The sequence below is a fragment of the Mesobacillus maritimus genome (assembly GCF_023715205.1).
GTDB lineage: Bacteria > Bacillota > Bacilli > Bacillales > Cytobacillaceae > Mesobacillus_B > Mesobacillus_B maritimus_C.
In genome coordinates this window covers 357,672-376,838 of sequence record NZ_JAMBNR010000001.1, presented here as the reverse complement: position 1 = coordinate 376,838, position 19,167 = coordinate 357,672, and the positions used below count along the sequence as shown (strand labels likewise).

At 38.2% G+C, this 19,167-nt stretch carries 19 protein-coding genes; 12 read left to right on the top strand and 7 right to left on the bottom strand.

All coding sequences use genetic code 11. The features are described 5' to 3' along the window. Positions 1-129: 129 nt before the first annotated feature. Entirely contained in the window at positions 130-966 is an 837-nt protein-coding gene (locus tag M3182_RS01860; RefSeq protein ID WP_251433686.1) for an oxidoreductase, read from the bottom strand. A 255-nt stretch (positions 967-1,221) separates the two neighbouring features. Between M3182_RS01860 and M3182_RS01855 the strand changes: the two genes are divergently transcribed. Then, positions 1,222-2,880 (top strand): AMP-binding protein, encoded by a 1,659-nt coding sequence (locus tag M3182_RS01855; RefSeq protein ID WP_251555923.1) that lies wholly within the window; start codon positions 1,222-1,224, stop codon positions 2,878-2,880. A gap of 353 nt (positions 2,881-3,233) precedes the next feature. Continuing rightward, entirely contained in the window at positions 3,234-3,824 is a 591-nt protein-coding gene (locus tag M3182_RS01850; protein WP_251555920.1) for a molybdopterin-dependent oxidoreductase, read from the top strand. 269 nt (positions 3,825-4,093) lie between these two features. Here the strand turns inward: M3182_RS01850 and M3182_RS01845 are convergent, their stop codons facing one another. Further along, positions 4,094-4,246, bottom strand: a complete 153-nt coding sequence (locus M3182_RS01845) for a hypothetical protein (RefSeq protein WP_251433694.1) — start codon at positions 4,244-4,246, stop codon at positions 4,094-4,096. Between the two features lie 207 nt (positions 4,247-4,453). Here M3182_RS01845 and M3182_RS01840 point away from each other — a divergent pair, with 207 nt between their 5' ends. From M3182_RS01840 to M3182_RS01830, 3 genes are all read left to right on the top strand, one after another. Further along, positions 4,454-5,572 carry a GAF domain-containing sensor histidine kinase gene (locus M3182_RS01840; RefSeq protein ID WP_251433697.1) on the top strand — a complete coding sequence of 373 codons (1,119 nt, stop codon included), beginning with the start codon at positions 4,454-4,456 and terminating at the stop codon, positions 5,570-5,572. 11 nt (positions 5,573-5,583) lie between these two features. Further along, positions 5,584-6,222 (top strand): response regulator, encoded by a 639-nt coding sequence (locus M3182_RS01835; protein WP_251555919.1) that lies wholly within the window; start codon positions 5,584-5,586, stop codon positions 6,220-6,222. Positions 6,223-6,383: 161 nt separating this feature from the next. Then, on the top strand, positions 6,384-7,097 hold the full coding sequence (locus M3182_RS01830; RefSeq protein ID WP_251433703.1) for a thermonuclease family protein: 714 nt from the start codon (positions 6,384-6,386) through the stop codon (positions 7,095-7,097). Positions 7,098-7,140: 43 nt separating this feature from the next. On the opposite strand, the gene M3182_RS01825 is transcribed toward M3182_RS01830, so the two are convergent. Next, positions 7,141-7,311 carry a hypothetical protein gene (locus M3182_RS01825; RefSeq protein ID WP_251433705.1) on the bottom strand — a complete coding sequence of 57 codons (171 nt, stop codon included), beginning with the start codon at positions 7,309-7,311 and terminating at the stop codon, positions 7,141-7,143. 255 nt (positions 7,312-7,566) lie between these two features. Here M3182_RS01825 and M3182_RS01820 point away from each other — a divergent pair, with 255 nt between their 5' ends. Next, the gene (locus M3182_RS01820) at positions 7,567-8,508 is read left to right on the top strand and encodes a dipeptidase (RefSeq protein ID WP_490715545.1); all 942 of its coding nucleotides are present in this window, start codon (positions 7,567-7,569) and stop codon (positions 8,506-8,508) included. 46 nt (positions 8,509-8,554) lie between these two features. On the opposite strand, the gene M3182_RS01815 is transcribed toward M3182_RS01820, so the two are convergent. Both M3182_RS01815 and M3182_RS01810 read right to left on the bottom strand, forming a co-directional pair. After that, entirely contained in the window at positions 8,555-9,667 is a 1,113-nt protein-coding gene (locus M3182_RS01815) for an AbrB family transcriptional regulator (RefSeq protein WP_251433708.1), read from the bottom strand. Positions 9,668-9,792: 125 nt separating this feature from the next. Beyond that, positions 9,793-10,920, bottom strand: a complete 1,128-nt coding sequence (locus M3182_RS01810) for a MerR family transcriptional regulator (protein WP_251433710.1) — start codon at positions 10,918-10,920, stop codon at positions 9,793-9,795. A gap of 266 nt (positions 10,921-11,186) precedes the next feature. Here M3182_RS01810 and M3182_RS01805 point away from each other — a divergent pair, with 266 nt between their 5' ends. The 3 genes from M3182_RS01805 (at position 11,187) to M3182_RS01795 (ending at position 14,334) form a co-directional block, all read left to right on the top strand. Then, entirely contained in the window at positions 11,187-11,591 is a 405-nt protein-coding gene (locus M3182_RS01805) for a VOC family protein (protein WP_251555918.1), read from the top strand. Between the two features lie 13 nt (positions 11,592-11,604). Continuing rightward, the gene (gene aspA, locus M3182_RS01800; protein ID WP_285866646.1) at positions 11,605-13,029 is read left to right on the top strand and encodes an aspartate ammonia-lyase; all 1,425 of its coding nucleotides are present in this window, start codon (positions 11,605-11,607) and stop codon (positions 13,027-13,029) included. Positions 13,030-13,179: 150 nt separating this feature from the next. Beyond that, positions 13,180-14,334, top strand: coding sequence for a lactate 2-monooxygenase (locus M3182_RS01795; RefSeq protein ID WP_251555916.1), 1,155 nt, complete (start codon positions 13,180-13,182; stop codon positions 14,332-14,334). Between the two features lie 32 nt (positions 14,335-14,366). On the opposite strand, the gene M3182_RS01790 is transcribed toward M3182_RS01795, so the two are convergent. Beyond that, positions 14,367-15,155, bottom strand: a complete 789-nt coding sequence (locus M3182_RS01790; RefSeq protein ID WP_251555913.1) for an HAD family hydrolase — start codon at positions 15,153-15,155, stop codon at positions 14,367-14,369. A 167-nt stretch (positions 15,156-15,322) separates the two neighbouring features. On the opposite strand from M3182_RS01790, the gene M3182_RS01785 reads away from it, so the two are divergent. Both M3182_RS01785 and M3182_RS01780 read left to right on the top strand, forming a co-directional pair. After that, the gene (locus M3182_RS01785; RefSeq protein WP_251433915.1) at positions 15,323-15,952 is read left to right on the top strand and encodes an NUDIX hydrolase; all 630 of its coding nucleotides are present in this window, start codon (positions 15,323-15,325) and stop codon (positions 15,950-15,952) included. Positions 15,953-16,073: 121 nt separating this feature from the next. Further along, the gene (locus M3182_RS01780; protein ID WP_251555912.1) at positions 16,074-17,435 is read left to right on the top strand and encodes an aspartate kinase; all 1,362 of its coding nucleotides are present in this window, start codon (positions 16,074-16,076) and stop codon (positions 17,433-17,435) included. Positions 17,436-17,484: 49 nt separating this feature from the next. Here M3182_RS01780 and M3182_RS01775 read toward each other — a convergent pair whose 3' ends face one another. Further along, positions 17,485-17,781: a hypothetical protein gene (locus M3182_RS01775; RefSeq protein ID WP_251433721.1), complete on the bottom strand. Its 297-nt coding sequence runs from the start codon at positions 17,779-17,781 to the stop codon at positions 17,485-17,487. A 163-nt stretch (positions 17,782-17,944) separates the two neighbouring features. Here M3182_RS01775 and M3182_RS01770 point away from each other — a divergent pair, with 163 nt between their 5' ends. Further along, positions 17,945-18,856, top strand: a complete 912-nt coding sequence (locus tag M3182_RS01770; RefSeq protein WP_285866642.1) for a S66 peptidase family protein — start codon at positions 17,945-17,947, stop codon at positions 18,854-18,856. The last annotated feature ends 311 nt before the right edge of the window (positions 18,857-19,167 follow it).

The window sequence follows — 19,167 nt, the reverse complement described above, 5'->3', positions numbered from 1 at the left end:
ACGTTTATATTAAGTTTGCAGGTTTTCCCCTCATAAATAAGCAATTACTCAGGAGTACATAGCTAAATCAGTCGTATTTTTTCTTCGAAAACAACAGAATTTGATATAAAGCCAAAATCAGAAAAAATTTTATCTCAACAATTTCTTTAAAATAATAGATTCAAGCTTTTTCCATGGTAGGAGACTTTTAAACAAAAGATTTGACTTGACTCCTGTTCCAATTGGATAGCGTAAGTCTGGTGTAATGGTTTGTCTAGCAACTTGAGCAACAAGTCTTGCCACATCTTCCGGATCTCCATGATTTTGTTTACCTGTTTCAATTTCACTTTTTAATTTCTCCATATAAAAATGGTACGGTGAATCTTCAGCAATTCGTACTTGATCCATACTTGCCCAAATATTCGTTTGATAGGAACCGGGTTCAATTAAGACAACATCTATACTAAATGGTTTTAATTCAAGCCGGAGACTTTCACTAAAGCCTTCCAATGCATGTTTGGAAGCTGTATATGGAGATAATCCAGGAAATCCAATTCTGCCGCTAATACTGCTCATATTGATGATTCGACCCGATCGTTGTTCTCGCATGTAAGGAAGGACAGCTTGAGTTAGGGCGATTACACCAAAAACATTTGTTTCAAATTGTGTTCGATATTCCTCGAGTGATAACTCCTCACAAAAACCTCCAACCGCTAAACCCGCGTTGTTCACCAGAACATCAATCGACCTCATTTCTGACAGCACGGTTTGGAAGCGAGCGATGGATTGTGGTGAAGATACGTCCAACTCCTCAACTTGAATTAAATCAATTACATTATCTTCTTTTGCTTTTTCGATAAGTTGCTGATCTTTTGATAAGTTTCTCATCGTGGCAACAACGTGAAAGCCGCTTTTTGCCAAATTAATCGCAGATAATAAGCCAAAGCCACTTGAGGCACCTGTGATAATAGCTGATTTTTTGTTCATATTTTACTCCTTCTGCTTTTATACTTATAGTATAACGAGATTTCTAGAATCGGTCGAACAAGGGACACGAGGATCTTGATTATTATTCTCCCACTTTAGTGTGAAACGGTAATGCACAAGGAAATAATCTTAATAATAGACTGAATTTTCTAAATCATTTATAATGGTGAGGTAGTATCTCCCATATTTGATAGGATAATCAATGTAAAAATATAACCGCTAGCTAACATAATAGTAGAAAGGATGTTTGGTTTAATGAGTCGAATTTCTTCTAAAAGTTGGCCCTCTGATATTTCACTAGAATTAAAGTATCGTTTAGGAGCAAAACCTTTACATGAATACTTAAAAACAAATGCCGAAGAGATTCCGACAAAAGTGGCATATTCTTTTTATGGAAATGACCTGAATTGGAAAGAACTTGATGATTATGTGGATCGGTTTGCTGGATTTTTAGTTAATCAAGGAGTGAAAAAAGGCGATTGTGTTGCTTTATTTTTGCAAAACTGTCCACAATATATTATTGCGCACTATGCAATTCAACGCCTCGGGGCAGTTGTTGTTCCATTGAATCCAATGTATAAAGACGCAGAATTACGTTATCTATTAAATGAGGCAACAGTGAAAGGTGTTGTCTCTGGACAAGAATTATATGATGAACTCCACTCTGCTACTGCTCATACACAGTCTGTTGAATTCATTGTTACCACCAATTATGCAGATTTTTTACCTAAAAATCCTACATTGCCACTACCTGAAGAATTAAAATTGGAAAAAAGGTTGCTTGCTGAATCAATTGATTTCACTTCTATTTTACGTGAATACGTGCCGTTTACAGGTCAAGTGGATATAGATTTATATCATGATATTGGGTTGATGGTCTTTACTTCTGGAACCACAGGACGGCCAAAAGCAGCGATGCTCCCATATATATCCGCGTTATTTAAAACGGCAGCAACAGTCCAAGCGAATCAGGTGGAAATAACGGATACATCCTTAGCAGTTGCACCACTTTGCCATATTGCTGGAATGGTAATGGGGGTCAATACTCCTGTTTATAGTGGGTGTACATCAATCTTATTGACAAGATTTGATCCTGCCATCGCTATTGAGGCAATTGAAACGTATTCTGTGTCTGTGTGGTATAGCATCGCCCCAATGAATGCGGCGATCTTAAATACACCAGGAGTAGAAAAGCGCAATCTATCATCCTTACGACGAAATATGGCCACCAGTTTCGGTATTCCTGTAACTCAAAATTTAGCCGAACAGTGGAAGCAGTTAACGAATGGGTGCTTAATGTATGAAGCCGCATATGGGTTAAGTGAAACACATACATGTGACACGTTTATGCCTTCTTCCAAAATCAAATGGGGGAGTTGTGGGATTCCCACTTTTGAGACTGAAATCAAAATCCTCGATACCGAATCTGGAAAAGAAGTCGAACCCTGTGAAAAAGGAGAAATTGTTCTTCGGAACCCTGGTGTGTTTAAAGGGTATCTAAACCGCCCAGAGGCCACAGCTGAAACAATACGTGATGGCTGGATTTATACCGGTGATATCGGTAGTCTTGATGAAGATGGATACCTCTATTTCCATGGTCGTTTAAAAGAAATGATTAAATGTTCTGGGTACAGTGTTTTCCCGGAAGATGTGGAAGCATTGTTAAATGAACACCCAGCAATCCAACAAAGCGCTGCGATTGGAATTCCAGATGCGCTTAGAGGGGAAAGTGTGAAAGCTTTTGTTGTATTAAAACCGAATTACAAAGGGAAAGTTTCTGAAGTCGAACTGATTGCCTGGGCAAAAGAACATATGGCAGCTTATAAATATCCAAGAACAATTGAATTTATTAATCAGCTTCCCGCAACTAGTTCTGGAAAAGTCCTTCGGCGATTATTAAAAGAACCACAGTAATAGATAGGGATCTCCACGGTCATGCTGAAGGTTGGTTTCATGTGATTATGGTAACTGGCTCTTTTTCCTCTAGGGGTGGAGCCAGTTTTTTTCATACTTACCTTAATGGGGGAAAAGGTTCCTTTTTTAACTTCCTTAGTAAGATTGAATTTTTGCTGTGTTGCGACAGTCAGATTTTTCATTGATTTAATGAAACTTGCATTTTTTTAAGAAAAAAACCTATGATAGAAAAGAGATTTAGCCTTGAAAATGTTAGTAACATGCTTCAGTTCGATGGTAAAAGTACGCGAATCATATCGTCTTAACGGTAATAATTGTATGAGAAAGAGTTTTTAAAGGAAGGGGTTGAAAAAATGCGAAAACAATTGCCACCTGGTCAATTTGAAACTGAAAAATGGCCCATTCTTCATGTAGGTGATGTGTATCATTTTGATGAAGAAACATGGGATTTTCAACTTTTTGGTGAGGTGAAAGAGCAGGTTAGCCTATCTTACCAACAGTTTAAGCAGTTGCCAAAAACAATTTCAACAGTGGACATGCATTGTGTTACCACCTGGTCAAAATTTGGGACAACCTTCGAAGGTGTAGCCTTCCGGGAGCTCGTTAAACTTGTTGAATTTACCGATGATGTTAAATATGTTCAGGTTTTTGGATATTACGAAGGCGACCGTTTTGGATATAGTGCCAATTTACCTTTAGATGCTTTAATGGGTGATGACGCATTATTCGTCTATCGCTGGAAAGATGACCATCACGATTGGGTAGATTTAGATCCTAAGCATGGGTATCCACTAAGGTTCATTCCACCAGATACGTTTTATTTGTGGAAGGGGACAAAATGGGCATCAGGTATCCGTTTTATGAAAAAGGATGAACCTGGATTCTGGGAAGAAATGGGGTATAGCATGACAGCCAACCCTTTTAAGGAAGAAAGATACAGATAATCATACCAAGAGGCTGTTTTCATAAATTTTATTGGTTAAAATCCTAAAGTCGATTTTAACACATTAAGCTTTTCTGCGTTATTCCTTAGGTTATAAGCTCTTTTCTCCTTTTCTAAACTTACTTTGGATGACATCATAGCTAAATCGTTTTTGTTTACTCTAAAAAGAACAAAGTTTGAGAAAAGAGCCTAAGAAAAGGGGATTCCAGTTGTCCAAGGAATCCCTTTTTCTTGGTAGATTTATAGTCCCTTTTCTTTTCTACAACCGAATCATATTCCGATATCAATTCTAAAAAGTTTATATAATAATCTTTGTTTCCGATCCTTTAGTAGGCGCGTATGGTTTGGTAGGAAGTCTACCTCATCAACCGCAATTATTTCTTTTCTCCTGTTAATCTCGTACTCTAATTCAAATAGGTTCATCGTTACCGCCTCCTTCACACCTTCAGTATAAGCTGTAAAAAAAAGGTCAACATTCGGCAATGTACTGATTAATCTTACATGTTAAGAATGATTTTTTTATTAATGTTATTTCGGTCTAAAGTCTTAGAAAACTCAGTCCTTAATTTGAGGTTTACTGCACTTAGGCAGGTTATAATGGAACAAGAAGCAATTGTGGAGGGGTTTAAAATGGCAGATGATGCTAAATCAAAAAAACTTGTGATATTAAAAGAAATTGCTGAACTCTTAAATGAAGGTACCGAAATGGATCAGGTCCTTAAGGAAGTGTTAAAAAAACTTTTACATGTAACCGGACTAAAAACAGGTTGGATTTTCTTGATTGATGGGAATGGGAAATATCAGATGGTTGCCTATGAGGCCTTACCTCCTGCTTTGGCACAAAAGAATTTTCGACGGATGTGCGAGGGTGATTGCTGGTGTGTGAACCGATACCGAAATCAAAAATTAAAGAAAGCAACGAATATCATCGAATGTCAGCGAATTGAAACAGCTATAGAAGAAAATGCAGGAGCAACTTGCGGTTTGTCTCACCATGCAACAGTCCCTCTTGGAGCTGGAAATGAACGTTTTGGATTGCTCAATGTAGGGTCACCAAATAAAACCTACTTTGAACCGGAAGAATTAGCCTTGTTAGAGGCCGTCGCACTTCAAGTTGGCACGGCATTAAAGCGGATTCAACTTACTCAGCAGGAGCAAGAACATGCACTTGTTACAGAACGAAACCGCTTGGCAAGAGATCTGCATGATTCAGTCAATCAGCTTTTGTTTTCACTCAATTTAACAGCCCGCGCTGGTGTCGAGTTGACCGACACAGAGGAAGTCAAACAAACGTTTCGGTACATCCAAGATTTAGCTCAAGACGCACTCGGTGAGATGAGAGCGTTAATTTGGCAACTACGACCACAAGGGTTAGAAAATGGAATCGCTAATGCCTTAAGCAGTTATGGAGACATGATAGGGCTAGAAGTAGACACCAAAGTGTCGGGGATCATCTGTATACCTGGGAAAATGGAAGAAGCTTTATGGCGGATTGGTCAAGAGGCACTAGCAAATTGCAAAAAACATGCACAAAGCACAAAAACTAGCTTACGTTTAAAAAGTTACCAACATAATGTAACGATGATTATTGAAGATCAGGGCTGTGGATTTCATTATAACGAAACGTTGAATCTCCCATCGTTAGGGCTTAAGAATATGAAAGAACGAACAGAATCATTGAATGGGTCTTTCTCGTTAGAAAGCATTCCCGGTAAAGGTACAAAAATAGAGGTTAACATTCCAATATAGGGGGAGAATCGATGGGAATACGTCTATTAATTGCGGATGACCACCATGTGGTGCGAAGAGGTCTTGTCTTCTTTTTGAAGACACAAAAAGATATTACTATTATTGGAGAAGCGGGGAATGGCAAAGAGGCGGTCGAGCTTGCAAAATCTTTAAAACCAGATATCATTTTAATGGATTTAGCAATGCCGGAAATGGATGGAATTGAGGCCACCAGAATCATTAAAAGTGATGAACCAAACATTCAAATTCTGATTTTAACTAGTTTTTCAGACAAAGATCATGTTATACCAGCACTAGAAGCAGGGGCTTCTGGCTATCAATTAAAGGATATTCAACCAGATGAGCTTGTCCGTTGCATTAAAAGTATCATGAACGGAGAGAATCAACTCCATCCAAAAGCAACTTCTTCTTTATTAGCTAATTTGTCAAAAAAAGAGTCTTTGCCGAAAAGTCGCTTAGAAGAACTAACGAAAAGGGAGAAAGATGTATTAATTGAAATTAGCCAAGGAAAAAGCAATAAAGAAATTGCAGAGTCTTTATTTATTACCGAAAAAACAGTGAAAACCCATGTTTCTAATATTCTATCAAAATTGGAACTTAGTGATCGTACCCAGGCTGCACTATATGCAGTAAAACATAACTTAGGTTAGCCGTTAAAGAGCGTATAAAAAAGAAACGCTCTTTTAGTTTGGAGAGAACTTAAGCGTAGGAAAAGTTATCTACCCATTTATAAAGAACTAAAAATAGAACAACTAAACAGCAAAAAATATGTTAAGCAAGGTTAATCAGTTTTGTAATAGGAGTATATGACATGAAAAAAGGATTTTGTTTATTCATTTTAATGATTACCTTGGCAGGATGTTCTTTTTTGGAGGGAACTGAGGGTTCTGAATTTAAGGGACAGCGTGCTGAAGTGCTTAAAGTTATTGATGGCGACACGATTAAGGTTAAACTTGAAAATGGAGAAGAGGAAAGAGTAAGAATGACGCTAATCGACACTCCCGAAACGAAACATCCTCAACTAAAAGTTCAACCTTTTGGTATAGAAGCCTCTGAATATACTACTTCTGAGTTGTTAGGAAAAAAAGTGGTACTAGAATTGGATGTCCAAGAAAGAGATCAATACGGGAGAGTTCTTGCCTATGTATGGCATGAGGATGTTCTATTTAATAAGGTATTGTTAGAAAAGGGATTGGCCAGAGTAGCTGTTTTCCCACCAAACACGAAATACGTTGATCAGTTTAAAAGTGTAGAGCAGGAAGCAAAGAAATCGGGTTATGGAATTTGGAGTATCGAAGATTATGTATTAAACAATGGTTACAACACGAAAGATTCTCAATTATTAGAGCAAGGAAACCAAATGGACAATGCACATTGTAAGGGAAAGATTAAAGGGAATCGCAATTCAAAAATCTACCATAAACCTACTGGTAAAAATTACGATTCAGTAAGTAAGGAAAACATCATATGGTTTTGTACGGAAGAAGATGCGTTAGAAGCAGGCTTTCGTGCTGCAAAACAATAAAGCAAAAGGTCACAACCTCCCCCAAGGTAGTGACCTTTTAGCTTTATTTTTGCGTTGAACTCTGTTGACAGTAAAAATTGGCCATTTCAGTTAATTCACGGTCGTCTAATTTTAGAATTTCAGCTTCAGTCTTTTCTTTATCCATACTCAATACATATTCTTCAAGTTTGAACCGTTCCATTTCATTTAGAAAATAAGATTTTGTAATTAACATGGTTTTATACCTCACGGATTAAATTTTACACACGAATTCAATCACCATTAGTAGAAAAGAATGAATATTCATTCATTTCTACTGCCTATTTTAATACAAGTTTGATAAGATATCAAATATTTACACCCTTATATAATGTGTTTTTTTCTGAAAATGGAGGGAAAAGCAATATTCATCTTAGGAAATGAACAGAAATTCCTCAACCTATCGCTTTTCATGATAAAATAGAACCACTAGAAAATTTAACCATATGAGGTGCTCGCTGAGATGCAAATTATTGATTTACACTGTGATGCTTTATTAAAACTTCAAGAAGCAAAAGGGGAACTTCGGTTTGCTGATGCGCCCGAACTTGAAACAAATAAGGAGCGGTTAAAGGATGGAGGAGTTGGTGTACAATGCTTCGCCATTTTTATCGATCCAGATATTAAACAAGAACAGAAATTTGATGCTGCACTAGGACAAGTAGATTTATTTTATCGTGAAGTCTTAGGCAAAAACCCCGAAATGCGCCATATTCAGTCCTGGAAAGACTTCGACTTGTTGAAGGACGGACAAATCGGTGCAATGTTGACTCTCGAAGGTGTCGACGCCATCGGCAATGATTTAAGCAAGTTACATATTTTATACCAACTTGGTGTACGTTCTGTTGGATTGACTTGGAACAATGCAAATTTAGCTGCTGATGGCGCAGGAGAACCCAGAGGTGGAGGGTTGACATTGTTTGGGAAAGAAATTGTTGAATTCAACAATCAACATCAAATTTTAACCGATGTTTCTCATTTATCTGAACAAGGTTTTTGGGATGTAATGGAAACAGCAGCCTATCCGATTGCAAGTCATTCAAACTCACGTCAGCTTTGTAATCACCCACGTAATTTATATGGTAATCAAGCATCAGCATTGTTTCAGAAAAACGGAATGCTTCATGTTGTCTTTGCTCCACAATTTGTAACAGAAGATGCTAACGCAACGATTCAGGATGTGGTCAAACATATCGATTATTTTTGTTCGCTAGGTGGTGAAAAACATCTTGGGCTCGGTTCCGATTTTGATGGCATCTCTACTCATGTAAAAGGTCTAGAACATGCCGGGAAATATCAAGATTTAATCAATGAGCTGCTAAAGCATTTTTCAGAAGAACAAGTGAACGGTTTTATGTACCAAAACTTTTTAAATCATCGCCCGGAGTTATAAACAATAAAAAAAAGACAGAGAGCACAGCTTTCTGTCTTTATCAGGTTTACCCTGTATTTTGTTCAGGATTTTGATTTTGGAGCTTTCTCCGAAAAACAAAGCGTAAAAGAGGAGGCACAGCAAAGAAAATAAATAATAAGCGAAAAATTTGAAATGCTGTTACAATCGAAACATCCGCATCCCCTTCGTGGGCGAGAATCCCCATTTGCTCCATACCACCAGGTGCCAAGCTAAGAAATGCTGTTGAAAGAGAAACTCCATAAATACGTACGAGAACTAAACTAAATGCCATTGAGGCGAAAATGAGCAAAAAACCACTTATACATGCTAATAGAATGAGCTTCTTTTTTGATTTAAGTTCTCTTGGATTGAGCAGTAAGCCAATATAACCTCCAATCATCCATTGTGAGAAATCTAAGATGGTATTTGATAAGTATGGAGCTTGGAAATCTGTAAGATTTAACAAAGCAGTTCCTACAATCGGACCTAAAAGATAAGGGGTAGGAGCTTTTAGTTTTTGGCCAACCTTAGCCATCAGCAAACATATGATGATGTACATCAAAAGGTTCGGAAAGAGTGAAGAGCTGGTGCTAACACTATCTTTTACAACCAAGCTTGATTCATCCATTCCTTGTGCAAAAGGACCAAGTATGACAATGAAAGGCACGATGAACACAACCATTAACAAACGTGATACTTGTAAAAAGCTTACCGTTGTCACATCCATCCCTTTAGCTTCTTCGGCAAATAAAATCATTTGTGACAGTCCGCCAGGGATACTGCCGGTCAACACAGTTGGATAATCTGCTCCAGTAAGTTTTGAAATCAGATAAGCCATTACTGCACTAAAAACTACAATTAAAACAGTCATTAAAAACATGACAGGTAACTTATAGCCAATTTCCACTAAGGCTTCTCTAGTTAGTTCTAAACCAAAAGAATAGCCAAGGATAATGAGCCCTGAATTCCTTAAAACAGGCGGCCAATAGAGGGGAGTGTTTATGTACCTTGTAGCAAGGAGCATCCCTACGATGGGTCCTAAAAGCCACGGAACAGGTGAATCAATCAGTGAGAATAACAGTCCGCCACAGAAGGTAACAATAACAGCGGTTAAGAAAGAGGGGAATTTATTCATAACCTGTTCTTTTGAATGTATCATTTAAACCCTTCTTTCCTGATAAGATTACTCTTTGATTTTACTATATTTAATGAGGAAGGGAAGAGTCTATTTTATTGGACAAGCAAAACAAAGCAGTGGAATTAAATCCACTGCTCATGTAAGACTTACTTCCAAAGTTTCCACCATTTTTTCTCGGGCCCTTTTGCAGCTGCCGCCTCACGGTAGCTGACCACCATATCTTTAAAAATCTCATCCCGTTTATGTATTTCATTACGGAACTGCTCTCGTTCTAATTTTAAAGTTTCCAGATAATACTCTCTGTCCATTGCAAGTTGTTCGTTCATTGTACTAAGTTCGGAGGTTGTCATTTCATTATTTTTAGAAAGGTAATCTGTTAAGATTTTAAATTCTTCCGATGACTCATCTAGTTTTGCTGCAAGGTTGCGCATTTCTTCATAAGTACCTTCCGAAAGCTTCGAAACAGATTCTGAAAGCGAGCTTATATTCTTCGTTGTTCCTTTTGTTAATTTTGAGAGATTTTCTTTTATGGCAGCAACTTCTCGTTTCGTTCCATTCGTAATTTTTGTGACATTGGAAGTTAAATTTGAAATTTCTTTTGTCGTCCCTTTTGAAAGCTTCGTAACATCCTCTGAAAGGTCTGTTACCTTTTCTGCCGTTCCTAATGATACTTCGGATAACGTTGCGAATGAGTCGGATGATCGCTCCGAAACATCCGTAACCTGCTGCGAAAGTTCACTTAAATCAGCTTTCATCCGGTCCTTAGACCGTTGAATCGATAATGATAATGCTTTGATTGTTTGCAAGGAATTTGAAGCAATGTCTTTTTTTACTTCATCAACAATCTGTGTTCGCAACCCATTGCGAATTTCTGCGCGGACATCTTGCAATAGATCTTGTTTGTAAACTTCAAGAGCATTAAAAAAACCTTCAACATCAAACTGATGAGTTTGTTCAGCAGGAGCATTAGTCTCAGCAACTATAGGAAGATTGGTTTGGTCTTCTTGCTCAACGTTCTCCTCACTGCTCATGTTATTCATATGCTTCTTCATAAGTTCGCGAATCATATCTTTACTAAGATTTTTGCTGCGCATTTGTTTAACATTTTCTAGGAGTTTAATTTCTTTATCCGTATAAAATCTTGCTCCTTGTCTTGTTCTTGGTATGGCAAGTAATCCGTTCAAATCTTTTTCCCATTGACGGATTGTACCGGAAGGAACATTGATTTTTTTTGAAACTTCTTTAATCGTGTATGCTTTCATAAATTGATTCATTTTGCCAACCCTTTCTTCTTTTAAAATTTATCCGTTGTAGATTTTGGAACCAATTTTGTATGTAGAAGATATTCATCGCAGGGGGTTCTATTTTCCTGCCACTTGACAAAAGCTATCAAAAGAAGTGTGCTTTCACCATACGTTTTCATAAACCAACAATTCTTCAACGAATTTGACAAAAGTCTTAAATTACGACATGAAGAATTGTGAATGATGTCTAACTTTAATCGGATACAATACAAGATAAGGTCAAGTTTAGGGGGATAATGATGAAATCAATTATTGCGAGTCTTGCATTTGAAAATTGTCGGGAGGCACTGGCATACTACCAAGATGTTTTTGGAGGGGAAGTGAAAAATGCCCAGCTAGCAGATGGGGTAGAAATGTTTAAAGGTCATGAAGGGAAATATATTCATGCCGAATTACATATAAAAGATCATTGCATACTGTATTTAACTGATATCTTTAGTGAAAACCATATTGTTGGTCAATCTTTTCAGCTCGTTTTGGAAATGAGTAGTGAGGAAGAACTTTATTCCGTTTATGAAAAGCTAGCTAAAGACGGGAATATACAATTTCCGCTTTCTGATACATTTTGGGGAGCGAAACACGGAGTCGTAAAAGATCGTTATGGTGTCACGTGGGGTGTAAATTTTACAAAAAACCTGTAGGAGGAGTGTTCACTTGACGGAAGAAAATGTTCGAATAGAAAAAGATTTTCTCGGTGAAAAAAAAGTTCCAATTGATGCGTATTATGGGATTCAAACGCTCAGAGCTGTTGAAAATTTCCCAATCACAGGTTATCGCATTCACGGGGAATTAATCCGTGCTTTGGCAATGGTTAAAAAGGCTGCAGCCTTAGCTAACTCGGAGGTTGGAAGACTCTATAAAGGGTTGGCAGAGGTGATTGTAAAAGCAGCAGAGGAAGTTATTGACGGGGAATGGCATGACCAATTCATTGTCGATCCGATTCAAGGTGGAGCAGGAACCTCGATTAACATGAATGCGAATGAAGTAATTGCTAATCGGGGATTAGAGCTACTAGGTGAAAAGAAAGGCGATTATTTGAAATTAAGCCCCAATACACATGTGAATATGGCCCAATCAACAAACGATGCTTTTCCAACAGCCATGCATATCTCAGTCCTTACCTTATTGGAACAACTCCTAGAAACAATGGGTATTATGCACCGAGCCTTTGAACAGAAAGCAGAAGAATTTGATTCATATATTAAAATGGGACGAACGCATTTACAAGATGCGGTACCAATACGTTTAGGTCAGGAATTTCAAGCATATAGCCGTGTAATTGCTCGTGATATAAAGCGAATTCGCTCGACGCGAGAAGCTTTATATGAAGTAAACATGGGTGCAACAGCCGTTGGTACCGGGTTAAATGCAAATCCAAACTATATTAAACGAGTAGTAGAATATTTAGCTGAGATCAGTGGATTTCCACTCGTAAATGCAGAGAATTTGGTTGATGCGACTCAAAATACGGATGCCTATACGGAAGTGTCAGCAGCCTTAAAGGTATGTATGATGAATATGTCGAAAATCGCCAATGATTTGCGCTTAATGGCATCTGGCCCACGTGTTGGTTTTAATGAAATCTCACTCCCGCCGCGTCAGCCAGGTTCATCGATAATGCCGGGCAAGGTAAATCCAGTGATGGCTGAAGTCATTAACCAAGTAGCCTTTCAAGTAATCGGCAATGATAATACCGTTTGTCTCGCCTCAGAAGCTGGTCAGCTTGAATTAAATGTGATGGAACCTGTCTTGATTTTCAATTTAATTCAGTCCATCTCGATTATGAATAATGCTTTTCGTGTCTTTACTGAATACTGTATTAAAGGTATTGAAGCAAATGAAGAAAAAATACGGGAGGATGTGGATCAAAGCGTAGGAATTATTACCGCTGTGAACCCTCATCTCGGTTATGAAGTTGTAGCACGAATCGCAAGGGAAGCCATCATTAGCGGGAAATCTGTGCGTGAACTATGTCTTGCATATGATGTTTTAACAGAGGAAGAGTTGGATATTATCCTTAATCCATATGAAATGACAAATCCCGGTATTGCAGGAGAAGAACTGTTAAATAAAGATTAAACCAAAGGAAAATCACTTTCTGTAAAAAAGAGAGTGATTTTTACTTTATTTATCAGAAAATTCAGTTGACTTATTGTGTTTTTTCTAGTTATTCTAAATATTGTACATACCATATTTTGTAATCGTTGTATTGATTAAGGGGGTAAGAGAATGAGTTTTGGAAACCAAGTCCAATTTAAAGTATATCGGGAACAAGAAAAAGCTGTTGTTCCGGTTTCTTTTGAAGAGTTAGAGCAAGCGGCAAGAAAAAAACTAGATGCTTCACCATATTATTATGTCGCAGCTTCCGCAGGAGGAGAAGAGACGGCGAAAGCCAACCGTGAAGGATTTAATCGCTGGAAAATCGTCCCGAGAATGCTTTGTGATACGAGCAAACGAGACCTAAGTATTGAATTATTTGGAAAAACGATTCCCTACCCAATCCTTTGTGCACCGGTTGGAGTTCAAACAATTGTCCATGAAGAAGGGGAGATCGCTTCTGCACGAGCGGCTACTTCAATGGGAGTTCCGTTTATATCTAGCACTGCATCCACACACAGTTTAGAGAAAGTGGCTGCTGCTGCGACAGAAGATAGTCTGAAATGGTTCCAACTATATTGGAGCTCAGATCGCGAAATCGCTGCATCCATGGTGCAACGCGCTGAAAGGACAGGTTACGCTGCAATTGTCATTACGCTAGATACTCCGATGATGGCATGGCGTGAGAAAGATATCGAAAATGCTTATCTACCATTTTTAATGGGGCAGGGTATTGGCAATTATCTTGAGGATCCCGTTTTTTGCTCTAGACTGGAAAAGCCACCACATGAAGACATTGTCGCCGCGATTACACTCTGGTCGCAGGTGTTTGGGAATCCAAGACTAACCTGGGAAGACCTCCAATTTATTCGGATGCAAACTTCATTGCCAATCTTATTAAAAGGGATTCTTCATCCTGAAGATGCCAAGTTGGCTTTAAAACATGGAGTAGATGGAATTATTGTCAGCAACCACGGTGGAAGACAAGTAGATGGTGCCATTTCGACAATCGATGCTCTTCCTGAGATTTGTGATGTTGTCAACGACGAAATCCCAGTTCTATTGGATAGCGGGATACGACGTGGTGCGGATATCGTAAAAGCATTATCCTTAGGAGCTAAAGCCGTATTAGTTGGGCGTCCATATATTTATGGCCTTGCACTTGCTGGAGAGGCTGGTGTTAAACAAGTGCTACGCAATTTGATCGCGGATCTTGATTTAACTATGGCTCTTTCCGGGAAAAAATCAATCCAAGAACTTGATTCATCTCTTTTAAAGCGCATTTAGGTGAAGGCAGCTGTTTGGTTTAAAACAGCTGCTTATTCTTTTATTAACCCTAAGAATTTCAAGCCATTATAGACACCAGAGTCTGTTACTGAGGTGGTTTTATGATCCGCATACTGAAATAAATCTTCATGGGCATTGCCCATTGCAAATCCTTCTCCTACAGCCTGCAGCATTTCTTTATCGTTCATTCCATCCCCGAAAGCAATTGCTTGTTCTTTTTCGATATTTAATTCCTTTAGTAATAGTTGAATCCCGACTCCTTTGTTAACTTGATTTCGTATGATATCAAAGCAATGTCGCATTCCATCAACATTCACTTGTGAAAAATGAATACCGTCTTCTAGGGAATAAGAGTATTGGTCATTTTCTCCATTCATAATAATCGTCATTCCCAGAACCTGATTGGCTTTATCTTGTTGATAAACCTTATTGTTCCGCAACCTAAATGCTTTAATAAATTCGGTCACAGAAGGGTGGGCCAGGGAGGTAAAGTAATTCGCATTATCTGTATAAAGGACCATTTCGTGCTGGTTTTTTTTAGCTACTTCAAGAAGACGATGAACAGTTTGTTCTTTCATTGGTTCAGCAAAAATTTGTTTTCCATTATAAAGAGCTAACGCACCATTATAGCCAATAAAGGATGAGATTTTTAACTCATCCCCGATTTCTTTTATTTCGTGTACGGGCCTTCCTGTTGCAAGAAAAGTTTCGATTCCTTGCGCTTGTACTTGTAAAACCGCTTGCTTCGTGGAATCCTCGATAGAATGATTAGGTTGAAGGATGGTGCCATCAATATCTAGAAAAAGGATTTTGTAGGTCATCGGTATAAACTCCTTATATCGTTTGTCCCTTATTCTACCCATTATGAAATTTAGACACAAATTTTACAGTACGTCGTTCTCGATTCTCGTGATAACGTTCTTCAACATTCTTTTTAATGATTCGATGTATAATAGAATAAGTAGCGTTGAGAAAGAGGTGAATATTGATGGAAGCTGAAACCATCTTAAAGAACTTGTCTGGTAGGAAACCGAAAATTCTTGGTGAAGACGACTTTTTTCAAGTTTCCGTCCTTTTACCTCTCGTAAAAAAAGACGGAGAAACGCATATCTTATTCGAGGTTCGAGCCAGTCATTTACGTCGGCAGCCAAATGAAGTCTGTTTCCCAGGAGGGAAAATGGAGAAAACTGATCCTACGGGAATGGCCTGTGCGATAAGGGAAACCACGGAGGAACTTGGAATCGATCAAAGCAATATTTCAAATGTAGTCCCTTTAGATTATATGGTCTCTGCATTTGGCACCATCATCTATCCGTATGTTGGATTAATCGAAGATATTACCCAGTTAAAGCCGAACCCAGACGAAGTAGGGCAAATTTTTACCGTGCCACTATCTTACCTTCGTGAGACCGAACCTGATCGGTATAAAATTAATTTTCAAGTCGAACCTGAAGATGGGTTTCCGTTTGATTTAATTGTGGGTGGCGAAAATTACAATTGGCAAATGCGTCAACTAGAAGAGCAATTCTACACTTATGAAGGTTATGTCATTTGGGGACTCACCGCAAGAATACTAACTCATTTTCTCGAGTTGACAAATACTGATCGCTTCAAATAGAAAAATTCGTTTTCAGTGTATCTTCTGTTTTGTAGATTCTTCTAATAAGGGAGAAAATTCTTGCATCTTATTAGGTAAAAAGGGATAATGGAAAACAAATCTAAAATACGGGGGATGAACTATGAAAGTCGTTAAATTCGGGGGCTCATCTTTAGCCTCCGGTGTACAAGTTGAGAAAGTATTTAATATTGTTACTGCGGACCCAGACCGCAAAGTGGTCGTCGTATCTGCTCCAGGAAAACGTTATCCCGATGACATTAAAGTAACAGACCTATTAATTGCTTGTGCAGAGCAGGTACTAGAGACAGGGGATGGTGGAGAATACTTTGATACTGTCATCCAACGGTATACATCCATCGCGAATGAGTTGGGTCTCTCAAATGAAATTATTGAAATTATTTCTGATGACTTACTTAAATTACTAGCCGATCGCTCGAAAGATTCAGCTCATTTTATTGAATCTGTAAAAGCGAGCGGAGAAGATAACAATGCGAAATTGGTAGCCGCATATTTCAAATCTCGCGGACTTGAGGCAGAATATGTCAACCCAAAAGAGGCTGGTTTACTAGTAAGTGATGAACCGGGGAGTGCCCAAGTACTACCCGAAGCTTATGATTCTTTATATGAACTGAGGAAAAGATCTGGTATCCTGGTCATTCCAGGGTTCTTTGGCTACACCGAAAAAGGGGATATCGTCACGTTTTCAAGAAGTGGTTCGGATATCACGGGATCGATTTTAGCAAACGGGGTAAAGGCGGATGTTTATGAAAATTTTACTGATGTAAATGCAGTTTGTTCAGTAAATCCAGGAATTGTGGAAAACCCTAAAGAAATTAGGGAACTGACATATCGTGAAATGCGCGAACTATCTTATGCTGGTTTTTCTGTTTTTCATGATGAAGCCCTTATGCCGGCTTTTCATGCTGGCATCCCTGTCCATGTACGGAATACAAATAATCCTGATGCACCCGGAACTAGAATTGTGAGCGAACGAAAGAACACAAATGGTCCTGTCGTTGGCATCGCCAGCGATAAAGGTTTTTGTAGCATATATGTAAGCAAATACTTAATGAACCGAGAAATTGGCTTTGGTCGAAAACTCTTACAAATATTAGAGGAGTATCAGCTATCCTACGAACACTTGCCTTCAGGAATTGATGATATTTCGATAATTCTCCGTCAAGATCAAATGAGTTTTCTTTTTGAAAAGGAAATCTTACAGCGGATTAAAAATGAATTGGAAGCAGATGAAGTGAAAATTCAGCATAATCTTAGTCTGATTATGGTTGTTGGAGAAGGAATGCGCTGTAATGTCGGTACCATGTCTCGTGCTGCCAAAGCATTAGCAACCAGTGGTGTAAATATCGAAATGATTAACCAAGGCTCTTCTGAAGTAAGTATGATGTTTGGTGTCAAGGAAGCTGATGAAAAACGAGCGGTTCAATCATTATATAATGAGTTTTTTGCAAGGGTTATCGCATAACCAAAGTGTAAAAGAGGAGTCAACGTGTACAAGCGTTGGCTCCTCTTTCTTATTGTTTATAACGAATATAATCATAATTTGATGTGGGTTCCTTTTTGATCATTTCTCCATTTCCATCATAGTAAACTTCGTATTCTTGATAGGTTTCCACTACTTCCCCTTCAATTACGTCTTGACTAACAAGAAACATTTCTAATTCAGGAAATTGTACATTTTCCTCTTTTGTTTTAAAGCTCGTTACTGTTATTGCTTCTTCAGAAGTTGACTTCAGGACTTCATCGAGCGTTAGCTCAATCGCGACTATTAAAACGCCAACAAATAAAATCAATTTAATAAAGTTCTTCAAAAACATACACCCCCATTGCTTTTACCCTGCAGTATAGCTTGGATTCTCTTACTAAATCATATGCTTGTACTAGTGGAGTGTATGACCAACATTCTTTCTCGATAAGCAATGCATAAAACTGCCTTTCACACATAGATTACCTCTAATGAAGGGGGAATCAATTATGATGAAACCAAAGCGACTCCAAAAGGGCGATACAGTAGGGATTATCGCACCTTCAGGAATTCCTCAACCCGAAAAACTCGAAAAAGGTCTCATTTTTCTAAATGAACTAGGATTAAAGTTGAAATTGGGGCGTCATGTTTACGATAAATATGGTTACTTAGCCGGAACAGACATCGACCGATTAGAAGATCTTCATACCATGTTCGAAGACCCAGAAGTCAAAGCCATTTTTTGTGCGAGAGGTGGATATGGAGCGGCGAGGTTAGCTCCAATGATTAACTATTCCCTAATTCAAAACAACCCGAAGATTTTATGGGGTTACAGTGACATCACATTTTTGCATTTGGCAATTGGGAAACATACTGGTTTAGTTACATTTCACGGTCCAATGCTTGCCTCTGACTTTGGAAATGAATTTGTTGAAGAACAAACAAAGCAATCAATCACACAATTGTTTGACTCTAACCCAGTCAACATCTCAAGCAATAATGAACAATCTGTTATTGACGGATATGCATTCGGCCCGCTAATTGGTGGAAACCTTACGTTATTGACGAGTAGTTTAGGTACAAAGTTTGAACTTGATACAACAGGGAAAGTATTATTAATCGAAGAAATTAAGGAGCAACCACGTGCCGTCGATCGAATGTTAAACCAATTATATATGGCGGGAAAACTCACCGATTGTTCAGGGATCCTAATTGGGGATTTCCACGAATGCACAGCTGACTCGGGTCCTTCTTTTAGCACAGAGGAAGTTATCTTACATTATCTGAGGCTTGCAAATAAACCAGCAATGAAAGGCTTTAAAGTAGGCCACTGTTCGCCAAATCTGGCTGTTCCACTCGGTGTTAACGCAATGATTGATACTAGAAAGCAGGAAGTTTTAATTGAAAGTGGTGTCTTGTAAAAAGTTTAACAGAACATAAAAAAGGTATTTCTCGGGGAAGCGCATAAGTTGACAAATTCTCATGGTTCGACAGTTAAAATAACAATAAGATAGTATTTGATAGACATTTGATAGTTTATGCTATCTATCTGCTATAAATAATCGACAATGTTTTTAATCTTACAATTATATTCATAAGCCGATTTGTCTCTGCTTTTGCCAATATTCGTCAGTTTTATTTTTGTTTTTTTTTCACCCCAAATGGTATCGCTTGCTACTATTATGCTATATAATGATTGTCATGGTTTTAACCGGTTGAGTTACAGTAGCAT